The 22,135-nt window shown below is 46.1% G+C and carries 13 protein-coding genes; 6 read left to right on the top strand and 7 right to left on the bottom strand.

Annotated elements, in window-relative coordinates; translation table 11 throughout:
• Positions 1-49: 49 nt before the first annotated feature.
• From ACTD55_RS00870 to lptF, 4 genes are all read right to left on the bottom strand, one after another.
• A complete protein-coding gene (locus tag ACTD55_RS00870) occupies positions 50-997 on the bottom strand; it encodes a hypothetical protein (protein ID WP_438862409.1) in 948 nt (315 codons plus the stop codon).
• A gap of 77 nt (positions 998-1,074) precedes the next feature.
• Positions 1,075-3,897 carry a TonB-dependent receptor gene (locus ACTD55_RS00865; RefSeq protein ID WP_438862408.1) on the bottom strand — a complete coding sequence of 941 codons (2,823 nt, stop codon included), beginning with the start codon at positions 3,895-3,897 and terminating at the stop codon, positions 1,075-1,077.
• Between the two features lie 420 nt (positions 3,898-4,317).
• Positions 4,318-5,379 (bottom strand): LPS export ABC transporter permease LptG, encoded by a 1,062-nt coding sequence (gene lptG / locus ACTD55_RS00860; protein ID WP_438862407.1) that lies wholly within the window; start codon positions 5,377-5,379, stop codon positions 4,318-4,320.
• A complete protein-coding gene (gene lptF / locus ACTD55_RS00855) occupies positions 5,376-6,482 on the bottom strand; it encodes an LPS export ABC transporter permease LptF (RefSeq protein WP_438862406.1) in 1,107 nt (368 codons plus the stop codon). The genes lptG and lptF overlap by 4 nt, the downstream gene beginning before the upstream one ends.
• 172 nt (positions 6,483-6,654) lie before the next feature.
• On the opposite strand from lptF, the gene pepA reads away from it, so the two are divergent.
• The 5 genes from pepA to glpK all read left to right on the top strand — a co-directional run bounded on the left by pepA (position 6,655) and on the right by glpK (position 14,636).
• Positions 6,655-8,163 carry a leucyl aminopeptidase gene (gene pepA, locus ACTD55_RS00850; protein ID WP_438862405.1) on the top strand — a complete coding sequence of 503 codons (1,509 nt, stop codon included), beginning with the start codon at positions 6,655-6,657 and terminating at the stop codon, positions 8,161-8,163.
• Positions 8,163-8,624, top strand: coding sequence for a DNA polymerase III subunit chi (locus ACTD55_RS00845; RefSeq protein WP_438862404.1), 462 nt, complete (start codon positions 8,163-8,165; stop codon positions 8,622-8,624). Before pepA ends, ACTD55_RS00845 begins: the two co-directional genes overlap by 1 nt.
• Complete coding sequence (locus ACTD55_RS00840) at positions 8,617-11,385, top strand: valine--tRNA ligase (protein ID WP_438862403.1); 2,769 nt, start codon at positions 8,617-8,619, stop codon at positions 11,383-11,385. Before ACTD55_RS00845 ends, ACTD55_RS00840 begins: the two co-directional genes overlap by 8 nt.
• 156 nt (positions 11,386-11,541) lie before the next feature.
• Positions 11,542-13,161: a glycerol-3-phosphate dehydrogenase/oxidase gene (locus tag ACTD55_RS00835; RefSeq protein WP_438862402.1), complete on the top strand. Its 1,620-nt coding sequence runs from the start codon at positions 11,542-11,544 to the stop codon at positions 13,159-13,161.
• A complete protein-coding gene (glpK, locus tag ACTD55_RS00830) occupies positions 13,158-14,636 on the top strand; it encodes a glycerol kinase GlpK (RefSeq protein WP_438862401.1) in 1,479 nt (492 codons plus the stop codon). The genes ACTD55_RS00835 and glpK overlap by 4 nt, the downstream gene beginning before the upstream one ends.
• 293 nt (positions 14,637-14,929) lie before the next feature.
• Here the strand turns inward: glpK and sugE are convergent, their stop codons facing one another.
• The 3 genes from sugE to ACTD55_RS00815 form a co-directional block, all read right to left on the bottom strand.
• Positions 14,930-15,250 (bottom strand): quaternary ammonium compound efflux SMR transporter SugE, encoded by a 321-nt coding sequence (sugE, locus tag ACTD55_RS00825; RefSeq protein ID WP_438862400.1) that lies wholly within the window; start codon positions 15,248-15,250, stop codon positions 14,930-14,932.
• Positions 15,251-15,456: 206 nt separating this feature from the next.
• Positions 15,457-16,875: a glycoside hydrolase family 28 protein gene (locus ACTD55_RS00820; RefSeq protein WP_438862399.1), complete on the bottom strand. Its 1,419-nt coding sequence runs from the start codon at positions 16,873-16,875 to the stop codon at positions 15,457-15,459.
• 118 nt (positions 16,876-16,993) lie between these two features.
• Positions 16,994-20,077 carry a TonB-dependent receptor domain-containing protein gene (locus ACTD55_RS00815; RefSeq protein ID WP_438862398.1) on the bottom strand — a complete coding sequence of 1,028 codons (3,084 nt, stop codon included), beginning with the start codon at positions 20,075-20,077 and terminating at the stop codon, positions 16,994-16,996.
• A gap of 382 nt (positions 20,078-20,459) precedes the next feature.
• Between ACTD55_RS00815 and ACTD55_RS00810 the strand changes: the two genes are divergently transcribed.
• Positions 20,460-22,106: a glycoside hydrolase family 43 protein gene (locus tag ACTD55_RS00810; protein ID WP_438862397.1), complete on the top strand. Its 1,647-nt coding sequence runs from the start codon at positions 20,460-20,462 to the stop codon at positions 22,104-22,106.
• Positions 22,107-22,135 lie beyond the last annotated feature (29 nt).

Here is a 22,135-nt window from a genome sequence, read left to right as displayed (position 1 = left end):
ATTTTCTGGAGTAAGTGAATAACAAGGCTGCATAAGGATTGCCCCAGCCTCATGGTGCACAGCGGACACTGGGCATATCGGTGATTTCCGGTAGCGTCGGGCTAAACTGAATATCGTCAAAATGGTTATACAAAAACCAGCTGCTGCCAAAAACATGCAGGTTAGATTTCCAATCAACATCGAGCTGCTGGTATTGCTGTATCCAGCTCAGGAATGCTTTATCCACACCATTTTTTTCCAGCCAGGGGCCCATAAAATAACCCGAAGGATCGGCAGAATTGTCGGGGCCTTCATTGGAAAAGATAGGGGCGATATCGACAGTCACGCCAGCGCTAGCCAAATACATCATGCGCTCCAATCCGTAATCGATGATATTCACATCGTCATGTCGGTAGTAATGCAATAAGATGCGGCTACCATTTTTCGCCAGCGCTTCACCTTCTGCTGGTGTAATCCAGCCAATATAGACTTCACTCAACATACCGTATCGGGATGCGAGTTGAGCGAAATAGTCGAGTACCGACAGACTATATTCAAACGCCTGTTCACGGTTTGACTTGTTCCAGAACTCGTATTCCAGATTAAGCACATCGATATGTTGCGATTTGGCATGCGCTAAATTGAAGCGAATAATATTATCGGCAGCCTGTTTACTGCCCAGCGCAGCGCCAATTCGTGCAATACCATATTCTTTTTTTGCTGTACTGATAAAGCGGGCGAGTTGTTCAGCCCGCTTGCTGTTAGCCTGGAGTCCTTCCAGATCATACAAAATGAGATAGTTAAAACCATGTTCCGCGGCAAATTCCAGCAAGGTCGTTTCCTGCTGCTGGTCACCCAGCAAGGATGTCGACTCGGGTCGATTCAACGACACGTACATACCCTTAACCCACTCACAATCGGCATTAGCTTGCACAGATGAAACCAGCAAAGCCAATCCCAGGGCACACCAAACGCCTATACCCCTTGGTATACTTAGTAGTCCTATCCACTTGTTCATTGTGTCATTTCCAATAGTTATTAAATGAAATCAGGAAATAAAAAGGACCCGATACAAGATCGGGCCAAACACAGTGATCAGAGTCTCACACGGACTCCAACAGTGAATAACGCACCGGTATCTTCGAAACCGATAAACTGGTTCTGGTAACGACCATACTTGTTAACGGTTTCTCCGGTAATATTCATACCGTCAACAAAAGCGGTAACTTGTTCAGTGATGTTGTAGCTCAAACTCACATCAACGGTGCCGTAAGAATCGTAATGAATTGGCTCGTTTGAAGGCCCGTTAAATACAATTCCCAAGAAAGGGGTTCGATAGTTATAGGCGATTCTGGCCTGTAATTTTTCGTTGTTATAAAACACCGATACATTTCCCGTATCGCTTAAACCCGGTAAGGCAAATTGTTCTGCGTCACTGGCATCGCTAAGAGATGCACTACTATCCACAAAGGTATAGTTGGCTGTGGCGCCAAGACCATTATCGAACGTCATCGCCCAGTTAATTTCTGCCCCTTCTATAGTGGCAGATTTACCGTTTTGCGGCCGGGTTACATAAAACTCTTTCCAGGCAGGATCTTCTACCTGCAGATTGTCAAATGTCTCAGGACCGGACAATCGCACAATAAAGTTATCAATATCCTTACGATACAGAGCCAGTGCCAAAATATTCGAATCACCGTAATAATACTCAAACGAAAGGTCATAGTTTTTTGCAGTATAGGGTTTAAGGTTTGGATTGCCGCCCATAGCTGTTCTAGTTGTCACTGTTGTGGTGCCATACGACGTATAAGGCGCCATTGCAGATAAGGTCGGTCTGGTTAGCGTTTTACTGAACGCACCGCGCACATAAAACTCGTCCGTTACTTTCAATAATGCGTTAACTGAGGGTAACCAGTTGTCATAAGAGTTATCCAGTGCGACAGCGGTACCTGCGGCATCAGCAAAAGTTTGTACCAACCAGGGTGAGGGAGGTTCATCCGGCAAGGTACTTTCACGCTCCAAACTTTCCAGAACCTGGGTAGTACCGTTAGAAGTCAGATCCGTTTGGGTATAACGTAGCCCCGCAGTAATCGACAATGGCATATCATAAGCGGTGGTATCGGTAGAAACTTCAACGTAGGCTGATGTCACTTCCTCTTCAATAAGATAGGAATCGTTTGACTTGACTGCGTCCCAGCTACTGTTGTTGGCCAGAAAGGCTTCTTTGGATGCTATTCCTGCTGCTGTATCGGCTTTTGTTCTGCCATCAATATTGTTGGCCATCCAGGTACGGTAAGCATCCGGGTCAATCATATAGACATCGGCACTTAAACCGTTGAATGCATCACCCGGGCTGAATACGCCCGTCACAATACTGTTGTAATCAATTTCCTGACGGGTAGCCAAACCATGATACATCCGACGGATAAGATCAGGTGTCTGCCAATACTCGGTCTGTTTCTTGGCGACAGTATTATTCATCCCGAACTTCACTTTACGGATACTGGAACCTAAAGGCTCCCATTTAAAGTCAAGTTTAAACTCGTTATTGTCGGCCTTGTTATACACACCATCATCAGAAGTAATTCTTGCCCGCAGATCCTTCATGTTCTGGCTGCCCATCTCGGGTTTAATGGCTGCTTCATCGGCATATTCAATACTGGGAATGCCCCCCGTTGAGGTTAGCAAATAACCGGGGCGATCAAGAAACTCGAGGATATACATACGATCCAGACCACGGTTATCCAGTAGCGCATCCGAACGGGAAATATCCGCCACCATGGTCCATTCATCATTGATTAACCACTCAGCATTCAAACCAGTCACACTGGATTTGGTGGGTCTTTCGGTGGTAGTTAAACCATGTGCATAGCCACTAATGTTATATCCGTCGTCGAAGCCATGATTAATGACTTGATAGAATCCATTTTCATCCACCACATTCTTGTCCGACAACGTCGGCGCCCACAAGTAAGATCCGGTCCAATAGCGGGATGTAGAGGTATCGTAATCAGAATAAATATAATCTGCGGTAAGAATAAGATCATCCGTTGCCTGCCACTGCATGACCACATTACCTCCTACCCGACGACGCTCTTCATGGGTAATACCGGCATATAGGCTTTGAATACGATAGGTGTCTTCTTCGAGGCCATCACCAGAATAGGCATAACCACCAGCCCATCCCTGACTGGGATCGGTAAAGCCTAAAAAGGGTTCCAGCGTGGTTTTGGCAATATGTTCATTTTCTACCGTATATTTGTCGGTGGCACGTTCCTGATAGGTAACAGAGGCCAAAATACCGAACTTGCCGTCATTAAATGTATTACTAACGATAAAGGAGCCTTGAGGCTTGGCTTTATCGCTATTTTCTTCATACATCGCTTTTACACTGCCAGCAAACTTGAACCCGTCATAGTCAAAAGGCTTGGCGGTTACAATGTTAACCAAACCGCCTAGGCCGCCCTCTTTCAGGCTGGCTGATGATGTTTTGAATACATCCACTGTGCTGATTAGTTCGGATGCCAGTGTGTCAAAGCTGAAGGCTCGCTCTTCATTTTCGGTGGCAGGTGTACGGCCATTAATAACTACGCCGGTAAAATCAGGACCTAATCCCCGAATACTGACAAAACGCCCTTCACCACCTGCCCGGTCAATCGCCACACCGGGAACGCGTTGTAACGAATCGGCGATATTATTGTCGGGAAATTTACCTAAGTCTTCGGCGGAAATGCCGTCGGAAATAAGATCCTGATTACGTTTACGACTGATGCTGCGTTCCAGGCTGCCAGCAATGCCGGTAATTACGATATTTTCGACTTCTTCATCTTTGTTGTTGTCCGCTTGCTGGGCATATAGCGGACTCAAAGTACTCAGTGCGCCAATCATAGCAATGGAGAGTTTAGTTCTTGTAAACATTCATGTGTCCTCTGCAATTTTCAGAGAGCAGCCAATTGTTCCTAGCCTACTCAATTATTCGTTGTTATTTTTTGTCTGATTGCTGACCACATCGTTACCTATTGTCGTGTTAAAAAAAACACTGCCAGCAAACTGCTCGCTGAATATTGCAAATTGCTCTTTTAGCTGTCGACCCACTACAGGAATATTCCTAAACTGCACCGGCCTACTTTAATCAACAAAGTGAACCTTTAACTAACCACTTGAATTATATGGGTAATTCTAAGATATAAATTTATAACAAATAAACTTACTTTTTATCTATGCGCTGTAAAACAAGTGGATTACTTATTTGGCTGAAGCAAAACATATTTGCCAGGTACTGCAAACCTGACTGATTATGCGGCAGTAGATCCACCGCAATATTGAAGAGAAGACTAGCTAGCGCCGTATCTGATATATCGCAAAAGTCGCAAATACCAAACTGGGTAATGCCGCACCGACTATAGGAGGGAATTGATACACCATACTCAACGGACCAAAAATCTCATTGGCAATAAAAAAACCAAATCCGGTTAACACCCCCATAATCACACGCGCCCCCATGGTCACACTGCGTAGTGGGCCAAATATAAATGACAGGGCCATCAATAACATCACCGCAATGGACAACGGCTGCAAAATTTTACGCCACAACGCCAATTCGTAACGATTGGCATCCTGACTATTTGAACGCAGATAGGTCACATAATCTTGTAATCCACGAATAGATAGTGCCTCGGGCGTAATCGTCACTACCCCTAATTTATCGGGGGTCAACGAGGATTGCCAGCGTGTCTGGGCGGCTTTATCTGTGCGAATTTGCGGTTCAGTAAAATAGGTGTATGACACATCCGCTAAACGCCAGCTCGATCCCATAAATGTGGCTTTACGTGCATTGGTAATTTGTTCCAGATTAAGCTCAGGAGAAAATTGATAAATAGTAATATCGGACAGTTCATCTTTACTGATGACATCGCCAATACTGACAAAGTTATCACCGTCTTTCGCCCACACAAGCTGGTCACCTGAGAACAGGCTACCGCCCGAAATCGCCTGAGTACGAATTTCTTTAGCTTTGGTTTCGGTTATGGGAGCCACCCACTCCCCCAAGGCCATGACAAAGATCACCATTAATAATGCGGTTTTCATGGCCGACACAATAATATTACTGCGACTTAATCCCGCCGCCTGCATCACCACTAATTCACTATTACTGGCCAGAATTCCCAATCCAATCAATCCACCTAACAAGGTCGCCATCGGAAAGAACTGCTCTATTTCGCGGGGCATACTCAACAACACATAGATACCGGCTGCCATCATATCGTAGCTACCACGGCCGATGTGTTTGAGCTGGTCAACAAACTTTAATAGACTGCTTAACCCCACCAATATCAGTAAATTAATAAAGGTCGTGCCAATCAAGGTGCGAGCCAGATAGAGATCCAGTATCTTAATCATATCCGTTGCCCCTTAATTAACGCACGTATCTTCACGCCAACTGAGCGCCCTCGTATCAGCAATACCATCCCAATAAACAACACAACGCCGTGCACCCACCACAGTCCAACCGCTGGCGGCACTTTTCCGTCTTCCAACACTTTTCGACCTGCCATTAACAGCAGAAAATAGCCTAAATACAGCATCAGGGCGGGAAACATTTTACCAAAGCGTCCCTGGCGCGGATCAATTGAACTCAGTGGCACCGCAATCAAAATCAAGAACGGAATAGACAAGGGCACCGCGATACGCCATTGCCATTCAGCGGTGGCATCCAAAGAATCATCGGCCAATAGTTGCTCGGTAGGATAAGCGGTTAATTTTCGACGTTTTTGCTCCGCCTGCTGTTCAGCGATTTCAACCTGATATTGATCAAATTTAACCACCTGATAATCGCGCTGACCTCGATTGCCCTCATATTGGATCCCTTGGCCCAAAATCAGCTGTTGGGAACCATCGGCTTCTTCGTTCACATTGCCGACTTTGGCATAAACAATATGTACCGACTTATCGTCGGGTTTGGTTTTATGCTGGGCAACAAAAACCCCTTCAAGTTGGTTATCCTCAGTGCCAATATCATGCACAAACATCACCGCCTGTTCATTGGCGGTCTCCTGAAAACGTCCCGGCATTAAGGTTGTGAGCCCGGATTCCGCCCCCACCTGTTCTTCCAATTGATACTCTCTTTCCATCGCAGCAGGTGCTAACCACATTGTCAGTAATGCCGTTATTAGTGCCATGACCAAACCAAGGGTCAACATCACTCTGGTAACATACCACTCGCTGATCCCGCAGGCTCGCATCACTGACATTTCACTGTCGGCGTACAAGCGACCATGGGCAAGCATAATGCCTAAAAATAAACTCAGTGGTAAAATTAGAGGAGCCAAAAAAGGTAGCTGTAAAGACAAAAATCCCATAATCAACCCAGCCGGAATGTCGCCATTGGTGGCATCTGCCAGCACACGGACAAATTTTTGGGTAATGAAGATTGCCATTAAAACCATAAAAACCGCAGCTTGCGATTTCATCGTTTCGGTCAGTAAATATCTAAATATCAGCAATATCGCAACCTAAGGAAAGTGGGTTTTTTAGTGGAATGCTGTGAAATTTTAAGTAAACTTAGTGTTTTCACAAGTTTATTTTCGCAGAAGCGTATAATTAAAGTCATTTTAACGATTATTAATTGAAAATTACAGCTTTAACCAGCGAACTTCAAGGGGAGCAGACAAGGCCATGGAATTCAGTGTCAAAAGTGGCAGTCCGGAAAAACAACGTAGTGCCTGTATAGTAGTCGGTGTATTTGAACCCCGTCGCCTGACGCCCGTTGCCGAGCAGCTAGACGAAATTAGCGGTGGATACATTAGTAACCTGATCCGTCGAGGTGATTTGGAAGGTAAAGCCGGCCAAATGTTACTACTACATCATTTACCCAATATTCTCAGTGAACGAGTACTGTTAGTCGGTTGTGGTAAGGAACGGGAACTGGATGAACGCCAGTACAAGCAAATTGTCGCCAAAACCATCAGTAACCTAAATGAAACAGGTTCGATGGAAGCCGTGTGCTTCCTAACCGAATTACATGTAAAAGGCCGTGATACATACTGGAAAGTCCGCCAAGCGGTAGAAACGACTCAGGATTCACTCTACAGCTTTGATCAGTTAAAAAGTAAAAAGTCCGATCAACGTCGCCCATTACGCAAACTGGTATTTAATGTCCCCACTCGTCGCGAACTCCCTTTTGGCGAACGTGCTATTGAACATGGTCTGGCCGTGGCCGCAGGTGTTAAGGCCTGTAAAGATGTGGCCAATATGCCACCCAATATTTGTAACCCGGCTTATTTGCTGCAATTAGCAAATCAGTTAGCCGAGCAATGTCCGTCGATTAGCGTCGAATCGGTAGGTGAAGCACAGATGGCCGAGTTGGGCATGAATTCCTATTTGGCGGTCGGTCGGGGTTCGGATAACGAATCCATAATGACGATTATTCACCACAAAGGGGGCAATGAAAGCCAGGCCCCCATTGTACTGGTAGGCAAAGGACTAACCTTTGACTCTGGCGGTATTTCCATTAAGCCCTCTGATTCCATGGATGAAATGAAATACGATATGGGCGGTGCCGCAGGGGTTTTGGGAACCATGCATGCCATTGCTGCGTTGAATTTGCCCATTAATGTCATTGGGGTATTGGCTGGTTGTGAAAATATGCCGGATGCCAAAGCGTATCGTCCCGGTGATATTCTCACTACCATGTCAGGCCAAACGGTTGAAGTACTCAATACCGATGCCGAAGGCCGCTTGGTATTATGTGATGCCCTGACCTATGTCGAGCGTTATAACCCGGATGCGGTTATTGACGTTGCCACCCTCACCGGAGCGTGCGTTATTGCTTTAGGTAAGCATGCCAGCGGATTAATGAGTACTCACAATCCTTTGGCTCATGAAATTATGAATGCCTCTGAGCAAAGTAGTGATAAAGCGTGGCGCTTGCCATTATGGGATGAGTATCAGGATCAACTGGAAAGTCCATTTGCCGATTTCAGTAACTTGGGAGGCCGTCCGGCCGGTACTATTACCGCGGCGTGCTTCTTGTCGCGCTTTACCAAGAAATACAACTGGGCACATTTGGACATTGCTGGTACCGCTTGGGTAAGTGGTGGTAAAAACAAAGGTTCTACCGGCCGCCCCGTTCCGATGCTCACCCAGTTTTTAATTAATCGTTCAGGCGTACCAACGGAAGACTAGTGGCTAATATCTTATTTCATTTGCTTGAACAGCAACAGATAGACCAGCAGCCAGCGCACTTTGCGCTGGCTTGTCAATTGGCCACCGATTGCTTTCGTCAACGGCAACGCTGTGTGGTGTTAGCTGAAGATCAGGCTCAAGCCGAAGCCTTTGATGAATTACTTTGGCAACGGCCAACCGACGCTTTTGTGCCACATAATCTTAGTGGCGAAGGCCCCAATGGCGGATCGCCGGTAGAGATAGTCTGGCAGTTGAATAACATCAGCAATCGTTCGGTGTTAATCAATTTAAGTAACCAGATGCCCACTCAGCCTGAACGCTTCCGGCAGATCTATGATTTTGTGCCAGCCGATGACAATCTGAAACAACAAGCCCGTGAAAGATACAAACATTACCGTGCCGCCGGTCATCAACTAAGTACCGCGCCTGCCACCATCAACAACGAGACACACAATGGATAAGACGTTTAATCCACAAAATATCGAACAAACCCGTTATCAAGACTGGGAACAAAAAGGCTATTTTAAAGCCAGCGGTAAAGGCGATCCTTACTGCATTTTATTACCGCCTCCCAATGTAACCGGCAGCTTGCACATGGGCCACGGCTTCCAACAAACCATAATGGACACCCTGACCCGCTATCACCGCATGAAAGGCGATAATACCTTATGGCAAGTGGGTACCGATCACGCCGGTATTGCCACCCAAATGGTGGTTGAACGTAAACTCAATGCCCAAGGTAAAACCCGTCATGATCTGGGCCGTGAAGCCTTCATCGACAAAATCTGGCAATGGAAAGAAGAATCAGGCGGCACCATTACCTCACAAATGCGCCGTTTGGGTACCTCGCCCGACTGGGAGCGTGAAGTTTTCACCATGGACGATAATTTGTCTGAAGCGGTACAGGAAGTGTTTATCCGCTTGCATGAAGAAGGGCTGATTTATCGAGGCAAACGGCTAGTTAACTGGGATCCGGTATTGCACACCGCCGTATCGGATTTAGAAGTACTGAATGAAGAAGAAGACGGCCACATGTGGCACATGCGTTATCCGCTGGCCGATGGCAGCGGTGAGCTAATCGTCGCCACCACGCGCCCAGAAACCATGCTGGGTGATACCGCCGTGGCAGTGCATCCCGATGATGAGCGTTACCAAGCTTTTATTGGCAAGCAAATTAAACTGCCACTAACTGGCCGCTTAATTCCAATTATTGCCGATGATTACGTAGAGCAAGACTTTGGTACCGGTTGCGTCAAAATCACTCCGGCTCATGATTTTAACGATTATGAAATGGGTAAGCGTCACGACCTTGAGATGATCAACATTCTCACCAACGATGCCAAAATTAACGATCAAGCACCGGAGCAATATCGTGGTCTGGATCGTTTCGATGCCCGTAAACAAATCGTCGACGATCTGCAAGCCGCCGGCTTATTGGTTAAAATCGATGCACACAAACTCAAAGTGCCCCGTGGCGATCGCACCGGCGCAGTGATCGAACCTTACCTAACCAATCAATGGTATGTGGCGGTGGAATCGCTGGCTAAACCGGCCATTGAAGCAGTTGAAAGCGGCGAGATTAAATTCGTACCGGAAAACTGGAATAAAACCTATTACCAGTGGATGAATAACATTCAGGATTGGTGTATCTCCCGTCAGTTATGGTGGGGGCACCGTATACCAGCTTGGTTTGATCAAAATGAAAACATCTACGTTGGCCGTGATGAAGCGGAAATTCGTGCCAAACATAAACTAGATGATTCAGTCGTATTGCGTCAGGACGAAGATGTACTGGACACCTGGTTCTCCTCTGCCTTGTGGCCCTTCGCCACTATGGGCTGGCCAAAACAAACGCCCGAATTAGACACCTTTGTGCCGTCCTCTGTGTTAGTCACCGGTTTTGACATTATCTTCTTCTGGGTGGCCAGAATGATTATGATGACTAAAAAATTCACCGGCCAAATCCCGTTTAAAGAGATTTATATCACTGGCCTTATCCGCGACGAACAGGGCAATAAAATGTCCAAGTCCAAGGGTAACGTACTCGATCCCATCGATTTGATTGACGGCATCAAACTGGATGCGCTACTGGAAAAACGTACCGCCGGTATGATGCAGCCCCAGTTGGCCGAAAAAATTGCCAAACGTACCCGTGAGCAATTCCCCGATGGGATTGCCGCTTACGGCACCGATGCACTGCGTTTTACCTTTACCGCTATGGCGTCTACCAGTCGGGATATTAATTTTGATATGGGCCGGGTCGAAGGTTATCGCAACTTCTGTAATAAGCTGTGGAATGCCTCGCGCTTTGTGCTGATGAATACCGAAGATCAGGATAACGGTGCAAGTGGTGGTGAACTGGAACTGAGTCTGGCTGATCGCTGGATCTGGGCGCGTTTCCAGCAAACCCTGAGCGCTTTTGAAGCCGCGCTTAAAGATTATCGTTTCGATATTGCCGCCCAAGCGGTATATGAATTTACCTGGAACCAATTCTGTGACTGGTATTTAGAACTATCCAAGCCGGTACTCAATTCAGACAACAGCAGCGATGCGCAAAAACGCGGTACTCGTCATACTCTGGTCAATGTACTGGAAAATCTGTTACGCCTGTTGCATCCGGTGATGCCGTTCATTACCGAAGAAATCTGGCAACGAGTGGCACCACTGGCCGGTATTGAAGGTGAGCAAAGCATTATGCTGCAAACCTTCCCTGCACAAGATGCCAGTTTAACCGATGAACAAGTGGTAGCGGATATTGAATGGTTGAAGCAAGTCATTGTGGGGGTACGGAATATTCGTGGTGAAATGGATATTGCGCCCAGTAAACCGCTGTCGGTATTACTAAAAAATGCCGGAGAGCAAGACCTACGCCGGTTAAAAATCACCGATGTGTTTCTGTCGCGTTTAGCGCGACTGGAGAATATCGAGTTGTTGCCAGCCGGTGAAAAAGGCCCCGCCTCTGCCACCGCTATTGTGGGTGAGATGGAAGTGATGATCCCCATGGCCGGTTTAATCGATAAAGATGCCGAACTAGCGCGGATCAACAAGGCACTGGAAAAAATCCAAGCCGACTTTGGCCGTACCCAAGGCAAGCTCAGTAATGAAAAATTTGTCAGTAAAGCGCCCGAGGCCGTGATTGCCAAAGAACGCGCTAAGCTGGACGAATTCCAGTTACAAATCGATAAACTCAACGAGCAAAAACAGACGATTGAACAGCTGTAACTGCACTAAAAAATAAAGCCTGTTTAAGACTGCAGGTAAAGAGAATAAATAAGCCGCAATTGAATTTTCAGTTGCGGCTTTTTATTTAGGGATTGGTTTATCTTGTATAAAAGGTTAATGATAGTCATCACCAATAAGTGAGCCGATAACATCGCCATGAATACATTACGCCAAAGCAATATCGATAAACTCCCACAAGAAACCTTTGATGTGTTCATCGTTGGGGGCGGGATTAATGGCGCAGTCTCTGCCGCTGCATTAGCTGCGAAAGGCGCACGGGTGGCATTAATTGATCAGGGCGACTTTGCTGGCGCCACCAGTTCTAATTCGTCTAACTTGGCTTGGGGCGGGATTAAATATCTGGAAAGCCACGAATATGGGCTGGTATACAAGCTATGTAAAAGCCGCAACCATTTAATGCGTAGTTACCCTTCGACTGTTAAAGAAATTCGTTTTTTAACCAGCATTCAACGCGGTTTTCGTTTCCCTCCTTGGCTGGTATTTTTAGGCACCGGACTGTATTGGGTAATGGGGCGCTTTTTTACCCGTATGCCCCGCTATTTATCCAAACAAGCGATAAAAAAAATAGAGCCGGTGATTAATACCGATAACGTCAGCGGCGGCTTTGAATATTCCGATAGCTACCTGTATGACAATGATGCCCGTTTTGTATTCAACTTTATCCGTTCCAGCATGAGTTATGGCTGTATCGCGGCTAACTATGTGGAACTGATTAAATCGGAGCAACAGGATGGTATATGGGTAAGCCAAGTTAACGATCGTATCAGCGGTAAACAGATTACTATTCGTAGTAAAACCATGATTAATGCCACCGGCCCTTATGTGGATAAGGTTAACCAGATTAACCAGCAACCCACCCAACATCATCATGTGTTTTCCAAAGGCATTCATCTTATTGTTAATCGCCTGACCGAACACAATAAAGTGCTGACTTTTTTTGCCGACGATGGCCGCTTGTTTTTTGTGATCCCCATGGGGCCAAAAACCTGCATTGGTACCACCGATACGCAAGTAGAAAAACCCGAATCGAACGTAACCGCGCAAGACCGCGCCTTTGTATTAAGCAACGTTAATAAACTACTGGACTTAGCTCACCCCTTAACGGATCAGGATATTATTGCTGAGCGTTGCGGCGTGCGTCCTCTGGCCATCGATGGTACAGGAGGCAAAGCAGATTGGGTGCAACTGTCCCGCAAACATGCCATCGATATAAACAAAAACACCGGTTACTTGTCTATTTTTGGCGGCAAACTCACCGATTGTATCAATGTGGGTAATGAAGTTGCCGACCTTATCAGGCAATGCGGTATCACGCTGCCTTACGCCGCACACAAATGGTATGGCGAACCGGATGATTCGGTTAAGAATGAGTTTTATCATCGGGCAACATTAATGGGGCTGGATGCACTCACCCCGGCCACCTCATCAGAACCACTAAGCCAACGATTTTGGCGGCGCTATGGCCGTAATGCTATCAATATGCTGGAACAAATTCGTGAAAATCCATCCATGGCTGAGTTACTGATTAAAAAAGCCGAATATTTACGGGTAGAAGTGGAACATGCCGCCAAACGTGAGATGGTAACCAAGTTATCTGACTTTTTACGCCGCCGCAGCAAAATATCTTTAGTGGTGCCTCATCAAGATATTATTAATGCACCGGGTTTGGTGGAGGCATGCAAAATATTATTTGCCGATCAATGGCAAGCCAAATTACAAGAATATATTGATGAACATCAGGACAACCCGCTATGACCACAAAATACATACTGGCAATTGATCAGGGCACCACCAGCTCACGCGCGATTTTGTTTGATCAAACAGGCCAAATAAAAGGCATTGCCCAGCAAGATTTTAGCCAATATTACCCTCATAGCGGCTGGGTAGAACATGAACCGGATGATATTTATTCATCGGTACTCGCCACCTGTCGGCAAGTGATGGCTGAACAGCAAGTAAGCGCCGAACAAATCGCAGCGATTGGCGTAACCAATCAACGAGAAACCACCTTAGTCTGGGATAAAACGACCGGTAAACCCATATATCGCGCCATTGTTTGGCAAGACCGACGTACCGCCGATTACTGTCAGCAACTTTCCACACCTGAGACTGAAGCCCAATTACAGGCCAAAACCGGGTTATTGCTTGATCCGTATTTTTCCGCCACTAAAATCCGCTGGATATTAGACAATGTACCCAATGCCCGTCAGCAGGCTGAAGCCGGACAGTTAGCTTTTGGCACCGTGGATAGTTACCTTATTTGGCAATTAACTGGCGGCAAACAACATCGCACCGATGCCACTAATGCTTCACGTACCTTGTTATTTAATATTCATCAGCAGCAATGGGACGATGAACTGTTAGCATTGTTTGATATTCCTGCCAGTATGCTGCCTGAAGTCATGGACAGTGCCGACGAGTTTGGCATTACCCAACAAAGCATACTGGGTGCCGCCATTCCTATTCTTGGTGTGGCCGGCGATCAGCAAGCGGCGCTATTCGGCCATGCCTGTTTTAGTGAGGGAATGGCCAAAAGCACCTACGGCACCGGTGGTTTTGTGATGCTTAACACCGGCGATAAAGCGTTAAAATCCAATAATAGGTTATTAACCACCGTGGCGTATCGCCTTAAAGGCAAAACCACATACGCCATCGAAGGCAGTATTTTTATGGCTGGCGGGATTATTAAATGGCTAGTGGAGAATATGCAGCTTATTCCTAGCGCTAAAGAAACCGCCAACATGGCTCAACAAGTGCCCTTAGAGCATGGCGTGTATTTAGTGCCATCGTTTACCGGATTAGGTGCCCCCCATTGGGATCCCGATGCGCGAGGCGCGATTTTAGGCTTAACCCGCGATAGCCGAAAAGAACATATCGCCTCAGCCGCATTGCAATCGGTGGCCTATCAAAGCAAAGACTTACAAAAAGCCATGCAATTGGACGGCCTGCGTCCCACCACGTTACGGGTAGATGGCGGCATGGTGAACAATGACTGGTTTCTGGATTTTTTATCCAACATGTTAGGTGCGGTAGTGGAGCGGCCTCAAATTACCGAAACCACAGCGCTGGGCGCAGCCTATTTAGCCGGAATACAAGCCGGTATTTTTGATTTCGAACAACTCTCTGCCCTGTGGCATTGTGAACAGTCTTTTTCTCCCAGCATGAGCGCCGAACAACGTAATAAGTTATACAACGGCTGGCTGGACGCGGTTCAACGAGTGAAAAGTTAAAGCGAATGGTAAGTCATGAACTTCGAGCAACGAGCAAAACCATAACCACGCCGCAGGGTGCGCAAAAAACCATTTAACCACAGGGATACGGTGTTATTTAATTACAATCGCCGTTCGCCCTGAGCATGAGGCACGAATAGTCGAAGAGCAATGCAATATATTCATTCCTGCGATGCCCCCATCGTCATCCCTGCCGTGTTTTGGGCAGAGATAACGAACTTGACGGGCTAAAGCCCGACCTACCGATATGTATGCACTTTTAGGTTGGTATTGGTGCTGTGAGAATCCGTCAACTAAACCGGTGTGGCTAGCTTCAATCCGATCACACCGGCGACAATTAACAATAAACTGAATAAACGCAATGTATTGGCGGGTTCGGCAAATAACACTATCCCTAATATCGCAGTACCGACCATGCCGATACCCACCCACACCGCATAAGCGGTGCCCACAGGCAAAGATTTCATCGCAATGCCTAACAGGGCAAAACTAACCAACATCGCCAGTACAGTGCCAACGCTCGGCCATAGGCGGCTAAAGCCTTCGGTATATTTTAGCCCTACCGCCCACATAATTTCGAATAGCCCCGCTAAAATCAAAAGAAACCAATTCATGTATACCTCTATTAAGTGACGAGGCCGTCCTCAATTGACATTAGAGCGGTGAGGTCGTCCTCACTTCTTATAGAGGTTGGAATTATATTCTATATCAGGTAAAAATATTTGAATTTTATAGTGCAATAAAACCCCAAAAGTATCTGATGCATAAACATCAGATACTTTGACGGACAATAACTGTTTAAATCGAAAATAAATAACACTTACAAGCTAGATACGGGTTCACCATTAACCCGAATACTATCCAGTTCGAGGTTTTGGGTATGGGTAATCACACTAGGTTTGTGGACTCCATTAAAACTACAATCGCTTAAATAGATACCTCTAATCGGGGCATTAATTAGGCCTTGTGAGTCAATGACTCGACCGGCATTTTTAACATGCAACCGTTCCACCACCAGATTATTTAACTCAGGCGTAAAAGAACCATTCGCGCCCTCTTCATAATTAAAATCACAGGTAATGGCGGCGTAGGTGACCTGCCCTACATTGACATCGCGTACGTAAATATCTTCAATCCGTCCACCGCGCATAGCATTATTCTTGAAACGCAACGCATACCACAGATCCGGGCTGTCCATTTGGCAGTTTTCTACAAATACGTTATACACCCCGCCAGAAATTTCACTGCCAATCACCACGCCACCGTGCCCCGCTTTCATCTGACACTGGCGAATAATAATGTTGCGCGATGGCATCGCAACACGACGACCATCGGCATTTCGCCCGGATTTAATTGCAATACAATCATCACCGGTATCAAAGCGGCAATGTTCAATCAACATACCGTCGACAGATTCGGGATTGCAGCCGTCATTGTTCGGACCATGCCCTGAGACATCAACATCACGCACAATTACATTTCGGCACAATACCGGGTGAATATTCCAGAAGGGAGAATCCTGTATATGCAGTCCTTCAACCAGCACATTGTCACACTGATAAAACTCCATCAGACTAGGCCGCAAATAATGCCCTTGACCAAAGAGTCGCTGCTCAACCGGCACACCGGCTTCAGCCATTTGAAACAACAGATCACGATCTTCTGTTTGTCTTGGCATCCCTTGCTGCCAACCAAATTTGGACGAGCCACACCACGACCACCAATTTTCATCGGCGGCCTGACCATGTAACTTGCCTTTACCGGTAACCGCCACGTTTTGCGCATCTCGGGCATAAATTAACGGCGAATAGTTATAAACCTCCACGCCTTCATAACGACTTAATACCAGCGGATAATCAGCCGGATCAGTACTGAATAAAATCACCGCGCCGGATTGAATGTGCAATTCGATATTAGAACGAAGATGAATCGCACCAGTCAGATAGCGTCCTTCCGGTACCACCACTGTGCCGCCCCCAGCGGCGTAACAGGCATCAATAGCCTTGGCAAACGCCTCCGTATTTTTGGTTTGACCATCGGCCATCGCTCCGTAATCCAGCACGTTAAACTGGTTATCAGGGATCTTCGGCGGTACCAATGAGTCTAGAATTCGACTAGCTCTCTGCCAGGCATCGGCGCTTTTTCCTGCACCTTGTCTGTTTTCCCACGGCATAACAGTGCAAGCGCTGGTCATCAGACTTAACCAGATAAAATTCCGGCGGGATAATGTAAAACTCACAATAATGCCCTCTTAACCCGTTTTTTGAATAAACATATCGTCCTATTAAAGAACGTGAAAACAAGCAATAAAAAAGGTGTAACCATCACAGCTACACCTCCCAATATTTCAAACACGATTAAAAGTGCGTATTGATTCCAACAAATAGAGTACGGCCTTGTACATCATAGGTTGATGGAATTGTATTAGCCCCACCAAGGGTCAAACTGCCCATAATTGGCGCTTTTTTGTCAAACATATTACGCATACCAACAGTGATGTTGGTATCTTCCGATACCTCATAGCCGCCTGTCAGGTCAAAGTAAGCATAGGAATCAATAGTTGGATGAACAAACGAGTCAGCAGATGGTGCTGATTCACCTCTTGTTTCTGGTAAAACAATATTATCCGTCGTTACTTCTCCTAGATAACGCATCCGCAATGACACCAGCGCAGGTCCATTTTGCCAAGTAATTCGGGACGTCCCCTTCCACTCAGGCAAAGGTTGCCCACAAGTATTACCAAAAGCGCCCACACATTCATTAGTGATATCAGGTAAGTCCTGAATGGGAGTCACTGTAAATTCATCGGTATAGGTCCACGACGTGTTCACACTAAAATTACTACCGCCATCAAACAGACCCCAATCAACATCAAATGTATAGTTAGCATTAATATCAATGCCCGAGGTTTTAATACCACCTATATTAGCATTGGTCGTATAAACGTATTTCGGTGCTGCTATTTGACCGGTACTATCACGGTTAATGGCTTGGCAATAAACACTATTAGCATCTTGTAATGTGCTGTAACACAAGTCCAAAACGTTCTGCAATCCACCACCTCCCAACGGGGCAATCGCATCCTGTAGCTCAATATTGAAATAATCTATCGCTAACGCCAACCCTTTAATTTGGCTAGGTTGGTAAATCACTCCTAACGTGGTGGTATCTGATTCCTCTGGGTTTAATTCAGGATTCCCTCCTCGAATCTGGGTTAAAAATGGAGAGGTCTGAACACCAACGGTAAAAACGGCTCCAGCCGGAACACCGGTTGCGACACAAAGATCTCTAACCGCTTGAGTTTGCCCTGAAGCAGGCTGACCAGCAGAACAGGGATCAATAGCAGTAGGTCCATCGGAACCTTGTCCACCAAACAACTCGCCGATATTCGGTGCACGGATTGCGTGCTGGAACTGACCACGGAAGGATAAATCAGAATTCACCGCCCATTCCAGACCACTTGAGTAGGTCCATACGCCATCATCACTGCCTACGTCATAATCCGAATAACGAAATGCCGCATTCAAATTTAGCTTCTCGATACCCGGTAACTCAGCAAGAAGAGGAATGCGAAACTCACCAAACACTTCAGAAACAGACTGGCTTCCACTGGTGGCTTTAGCCGAGTTCCACCCTGACACATCACCAGATGCAAGATAAGAATCAGGTGTATAAGAACCAGAGGCATCGCGCCATTCCAGTCCAACTGCAAAATCAACTGGCCCTGCAGGCATATCAAACGCAACACCCATTAAGCTGACAACTGCCACCTCTTGTTCGGCATCAATTTTAGATACCGCACCAATGGCAATGGCCTCAGCAGCTTCCTCACTGATATTACCATTACCAAAAAGATTGAGTAGTGGCGCATTACCATTTTGTGATAACAAAGACCGTTGTACAGCACTTCTGGACACAGAGCCGGTTTGCAGATCCGTTTCCGATGTTTTGGCATAACTGTAATAAACGTCATAAGACAAATCATATAAAACATCGCTCGATACATTAGGCAGTAAACCATTAACACCGACTACAGTACGAAAAACATTGTGGTCAGCCTCGGCATAACGTCCGCCCAAATCGTTGAAACGACGGCCATAATTCAATAGTGCCAAACCGTCATTTGGCTCAGTCGACATACTCAAATTACCCGGATTAACGGTCGTCGTGCCGGTTTCACGAGCATCAAGCAAAGCCAGAATATTCTGCATCTCAGGACTTAAATAGGGGTTATCAACATCAAACAAGAAGTTTTCACCCACATTAGGCGGTGCAATTTGCACACTGGTCACATTACCGCTGTAATGTAATTCCAAATAGGCTTGGGTGTCCTCATTTAAATCATAATTGGCGAAGACATTACCCATCCAACGTTCTTGCGGAGCAAGTACAAAAGAGTTGTCGTTAAAATCAAAACGGTCATCAGGGCTGATAAAAGGTCTGACAGCATTACCTTGCTGATCAAAAATAGCACCCAGTCCTGTCATATTTTGCAAGCCAGCGGCAATTAACGCGGCATCCATTTCTGGATCACCTGTTGACCCCACAGTCGGCAGATTACCAATACGTCCATTAGGGACACTGGATGAACCACCGGTCACAAAACCAAGACGTCCGCCCGCAGCTTGACAACTTTGTCCGCCAGTATCTAGAGGCGTTCCCGCGCTTGAGTTGCTCCATGAATCGGCCGTAACACACCCATCAGATAGGCCAGGAAAGGCAATATCTGCAATTTGATTGGTGGTAAAACCTTTACGATTTAAATAACCTAATGATGCGGTAATATTGCCTTTGCCCTCATCAAAATTACCACCAAAGGTAAGATCAACACTATAAGTCGGTGAACTTGAAGGCTGATCCCAAGAGCTTTGTAAATTTAGCTCAACGCCGTCAAAATCATCCTTCATCACAAAGTTAACCACACCGGTAATAGCATCAGAACCATATACGGCGGAAGAACCGCCCGTCACAATTTCAGTACGCTGGATTAATGCTGCGGGAATGGTATTAATATCCGTTGTCATTGATGGGCCGGTAATCGCAAAACGCCGGCCGTTTACCAACACCAAGTTACGGTTAGCACCAAAGTTACGCAGATTAAGGGTTGATACCCCTATCGGAGATCCCGCTTGAACCGTATTCGATTTAGGCCCTTCTAGTTGATTACCTGAAAATTGTGGCGTATCAAGCAGTAATTCATCAACATTTTGTGTGCCGGACAACACAAATTCTTCTTCACCCACCACATTAACGGGTGTCGGTGAGTCCATACCACGAGGTGCCAGACGACTACCTGTCACCGCAATTGTTTCGACCGCTTCATCTTGAGCTTTTTGCTGTTGCTGAGCCTGAGACACACCGGGGATCAATGCCATCCCCACCGCCATCGCGAGCAAGGACAAGCTACCTGAGTGGAATTTAGATGCTGTTTGTTTTTTCATTTGTTATGTTCTCCAAGTATCCATAGGATGGCTTCCCAAACACCCTAAAGATTTAAAGTAAATGCAGTTATGTCATCTAATAACGCTGCCTAACTATTGAATTCACGCGATCCAAAATTAATCACATTCAATCAAATTAGTTCACAAAAAATATACAATAAGACATTTTAGGTCAATACCAATCATTACACTTTATTAACGAAAATTTGACATTAGATCCTTTAATTGGCTACCCTGCCACCGGTAGCAAGGCATTCAGCTTGAAGTGGGAAATTCGGCTGTGTGAAAAAACATTAACGGATAAAGAGATTTCATGACTGAAATTGCAACAACTTCGTAACATTTTGCCTGCGATTCACTCAAAATCGCTCGAATAGTCTCAATGTCTTTGCAAATCACCATTATTAAAAACGCTATGGGTAAAAAAATTATGCAGATAAAACGTTATTTATTACTTTTGTTATTGGTCGTTCCATTGCAGCGCGTATTCGCCGATACATGGCAATCAGACCTTAAAAATGGCCAGTACCAGAATCCGGTTCTATATGCTGATTATTCTGATCCGGATATGATCCGGGTAGGAGATGATTTTTATATGGTGTCTTCCAGTTTTAATGTCATGCCCGGCATTCCGATATTGCATTCCAAAGACATGATTAACTGGACCATCATTGGCCACGTTTACAACCAACTTCCACTGGAAAAGTTTGACAAGCCTTCTCATGGCAACGGCTCTTGGGCTCCAACCATTCGCTACCATAATGGTCAGTTTTATGTGTATTTTTGCACACCCCATAGCGGCTTGTTTGTTGCCACCGCTAAAGATCCGGCTGGCCCTTGGCAACTGGAACAAATGGCCAGTGTCGAGCTGTGGGAAGATCCCACCCCTTTTTGGGATGATGATGGAAAAGCCTACCTGATCCGCGGCAAGGTGAGAGCAGACATTTTATATATCCACCAAATGAGTGCCGATGGTAAACGTCTGCTAGATGACGGCCAAGTCATCTTTAAAGATCTCGACACACAACCGGTGATCGAAGGCCCAAAAGTGCTTAAAAAGGATGGTTACTATTATATTTTTGCACCGGCCGGTGGGGTAAAAGTCGGCTGGCAGGCGGTATTACGCTCCAAAAATATTTATGGTCCTTACGAAAGTAAAATCATATTGCATAAAGGTAACACCGAGATTAACGGCCCCCATCAAGGCGGCGTTGTACAGCTCAAATCCGGTGAATGGTGGTTTATGCACTTTCAGGATCGCGGCCTGTTCGGGCGTATCCCGCATCTGCAACCCATGACTTGGCATGATGGCTGGCCACAAATGGGGAAGGATCAAAATAACGATGGTATTGGTGAGCCTGTGGCTAGATGGAAAAAGCCCGACGTAGGTCAAACCTATCCGGTCACTGTCCCGCAGACTTCGGACGAATTCAATCAGGATAAACTGGGCTTGCAATGGCAATGGCATGCCAATCCGCAACCAAACTGGTATTCACTCAATCTGGCCAATCCCGGTCACCTTAGATTATACGCAGAACAGAACTTAACCCAATTTGGTAATTTGCGTTTTGTCGGTAATCAGCTGTTGCAGAAGTTTTCTTCACCCAGTTTTAGCGCGACCACCAAGATCAGTTTCCATCCAAAACAACTTAACGACAAAAGTGGCCTTGTAGTTAATGGTCAAAAATGGGGCTATATAGCCCTCTATCAAACTAACGACGGAGTGCGACTAGGCGCGTTTAAAGGCCACTATGAACAGTATGACGATGCCACCGTTGAAATGGCTTCAATAGCTGCCGAACCATCGGCATCAGAACAGTATGACTACTATTTCAAAGTTGACGTTAAACAAGGCGGTGAATATCAGTTTTATTACAGCCGCGACGGTAAAAAATTTACTGCACTGGGTGAGCCGCTACAAGCCACCGCGGGTGTATGGATTGGTGCCAAAGTCGGTCTATTTGCACTAAGTCCCAGTATTAATAAAAGCGGCGGTTATGCCGATTTTGACTGGTTCAGAATGGACTAATAAGCAAACATCAATCAATAAACAGGAAT

The sequence above is a fragment of the Neptunicella sp. genome (assembly GCF_048268085.1).
In the GTDB taxonomy this organism is placed as follows: Bacteria; Pseudomonadota; Gammaproteobacteria; order Enterobacterales; family Alteromonadaceae; genus Neptunicella.
Note: the sequence above shows the minus strand (reverse complement) of the source record. Positions and strands in the feature narration are given on the sequence as shown.

Coding starts and splice junctions, on each gene's coding strand:
- ACTD55_RS00840 (WP_438862403.1), top strand. CDS start 8,617: ATGGATAAGACGTTTAATCCACAAAATATCGAACAAACCCGTTATCAA.
- ACTD55_RS00835 (WP_438862402.1), top strand. CDS start 11,542: ATGAATACATTACGCCAAAGCAATATCGATAAACTCCCACAAGAAACC.
- glpK (WP_438862401.1), top strand. CDS start 13,158: ATGACCACAAAATACATACTGGCAATTGATCAGGGCACCACCAGCTCA.
- ACTD55_RS00865 (WP_438862408.1), bottom strand. CDS start 3,897: ATGTTTACAAGAACTAAACTCTCCATTGCTATGATTGGCGCACTGAGT.
- lptG (WP_438862407.1), bottom strand. CDS start 5,379: ATGATTAAGATACTGGATCTCTATCTGGCTCGCACCTTGATTGGCACG.
- ACTD55_RS00870 (WP_438862409.1), bottom strand. CDS start 997: ATGAACAAGTGGATAGGACTACTAAGTATACCAAGGGGTATAGGCGTT.
- ACTD55_RS00815 (WP_438862398.1), bottom strand. CDS start 20,077: ATGAAAAAACAAACAGCATCTAAATTCCACTCAGGTAGCTTGTCCTTG.
- sugE (WP_438862400.1), bottom strand. CDS start 15,250: ATGAATTGGTTTCTTTTGATTTTAGCGGGGCTATTCGAAATTATGTGG.
- pepA (WP_438862405.1), top strand. CDS start 6,655: ATGGAATTCAGTGTCAAAAGTGGCAGTCCGGAAAAACAACGTAGTGCC.
- ACTD55_RS00810 (WP_438862397.1), top strand. CDS start 20,460: ATGTCTTTGCAAATCACCATTATTAAAAACGCTATGGGTAAAAAAATT.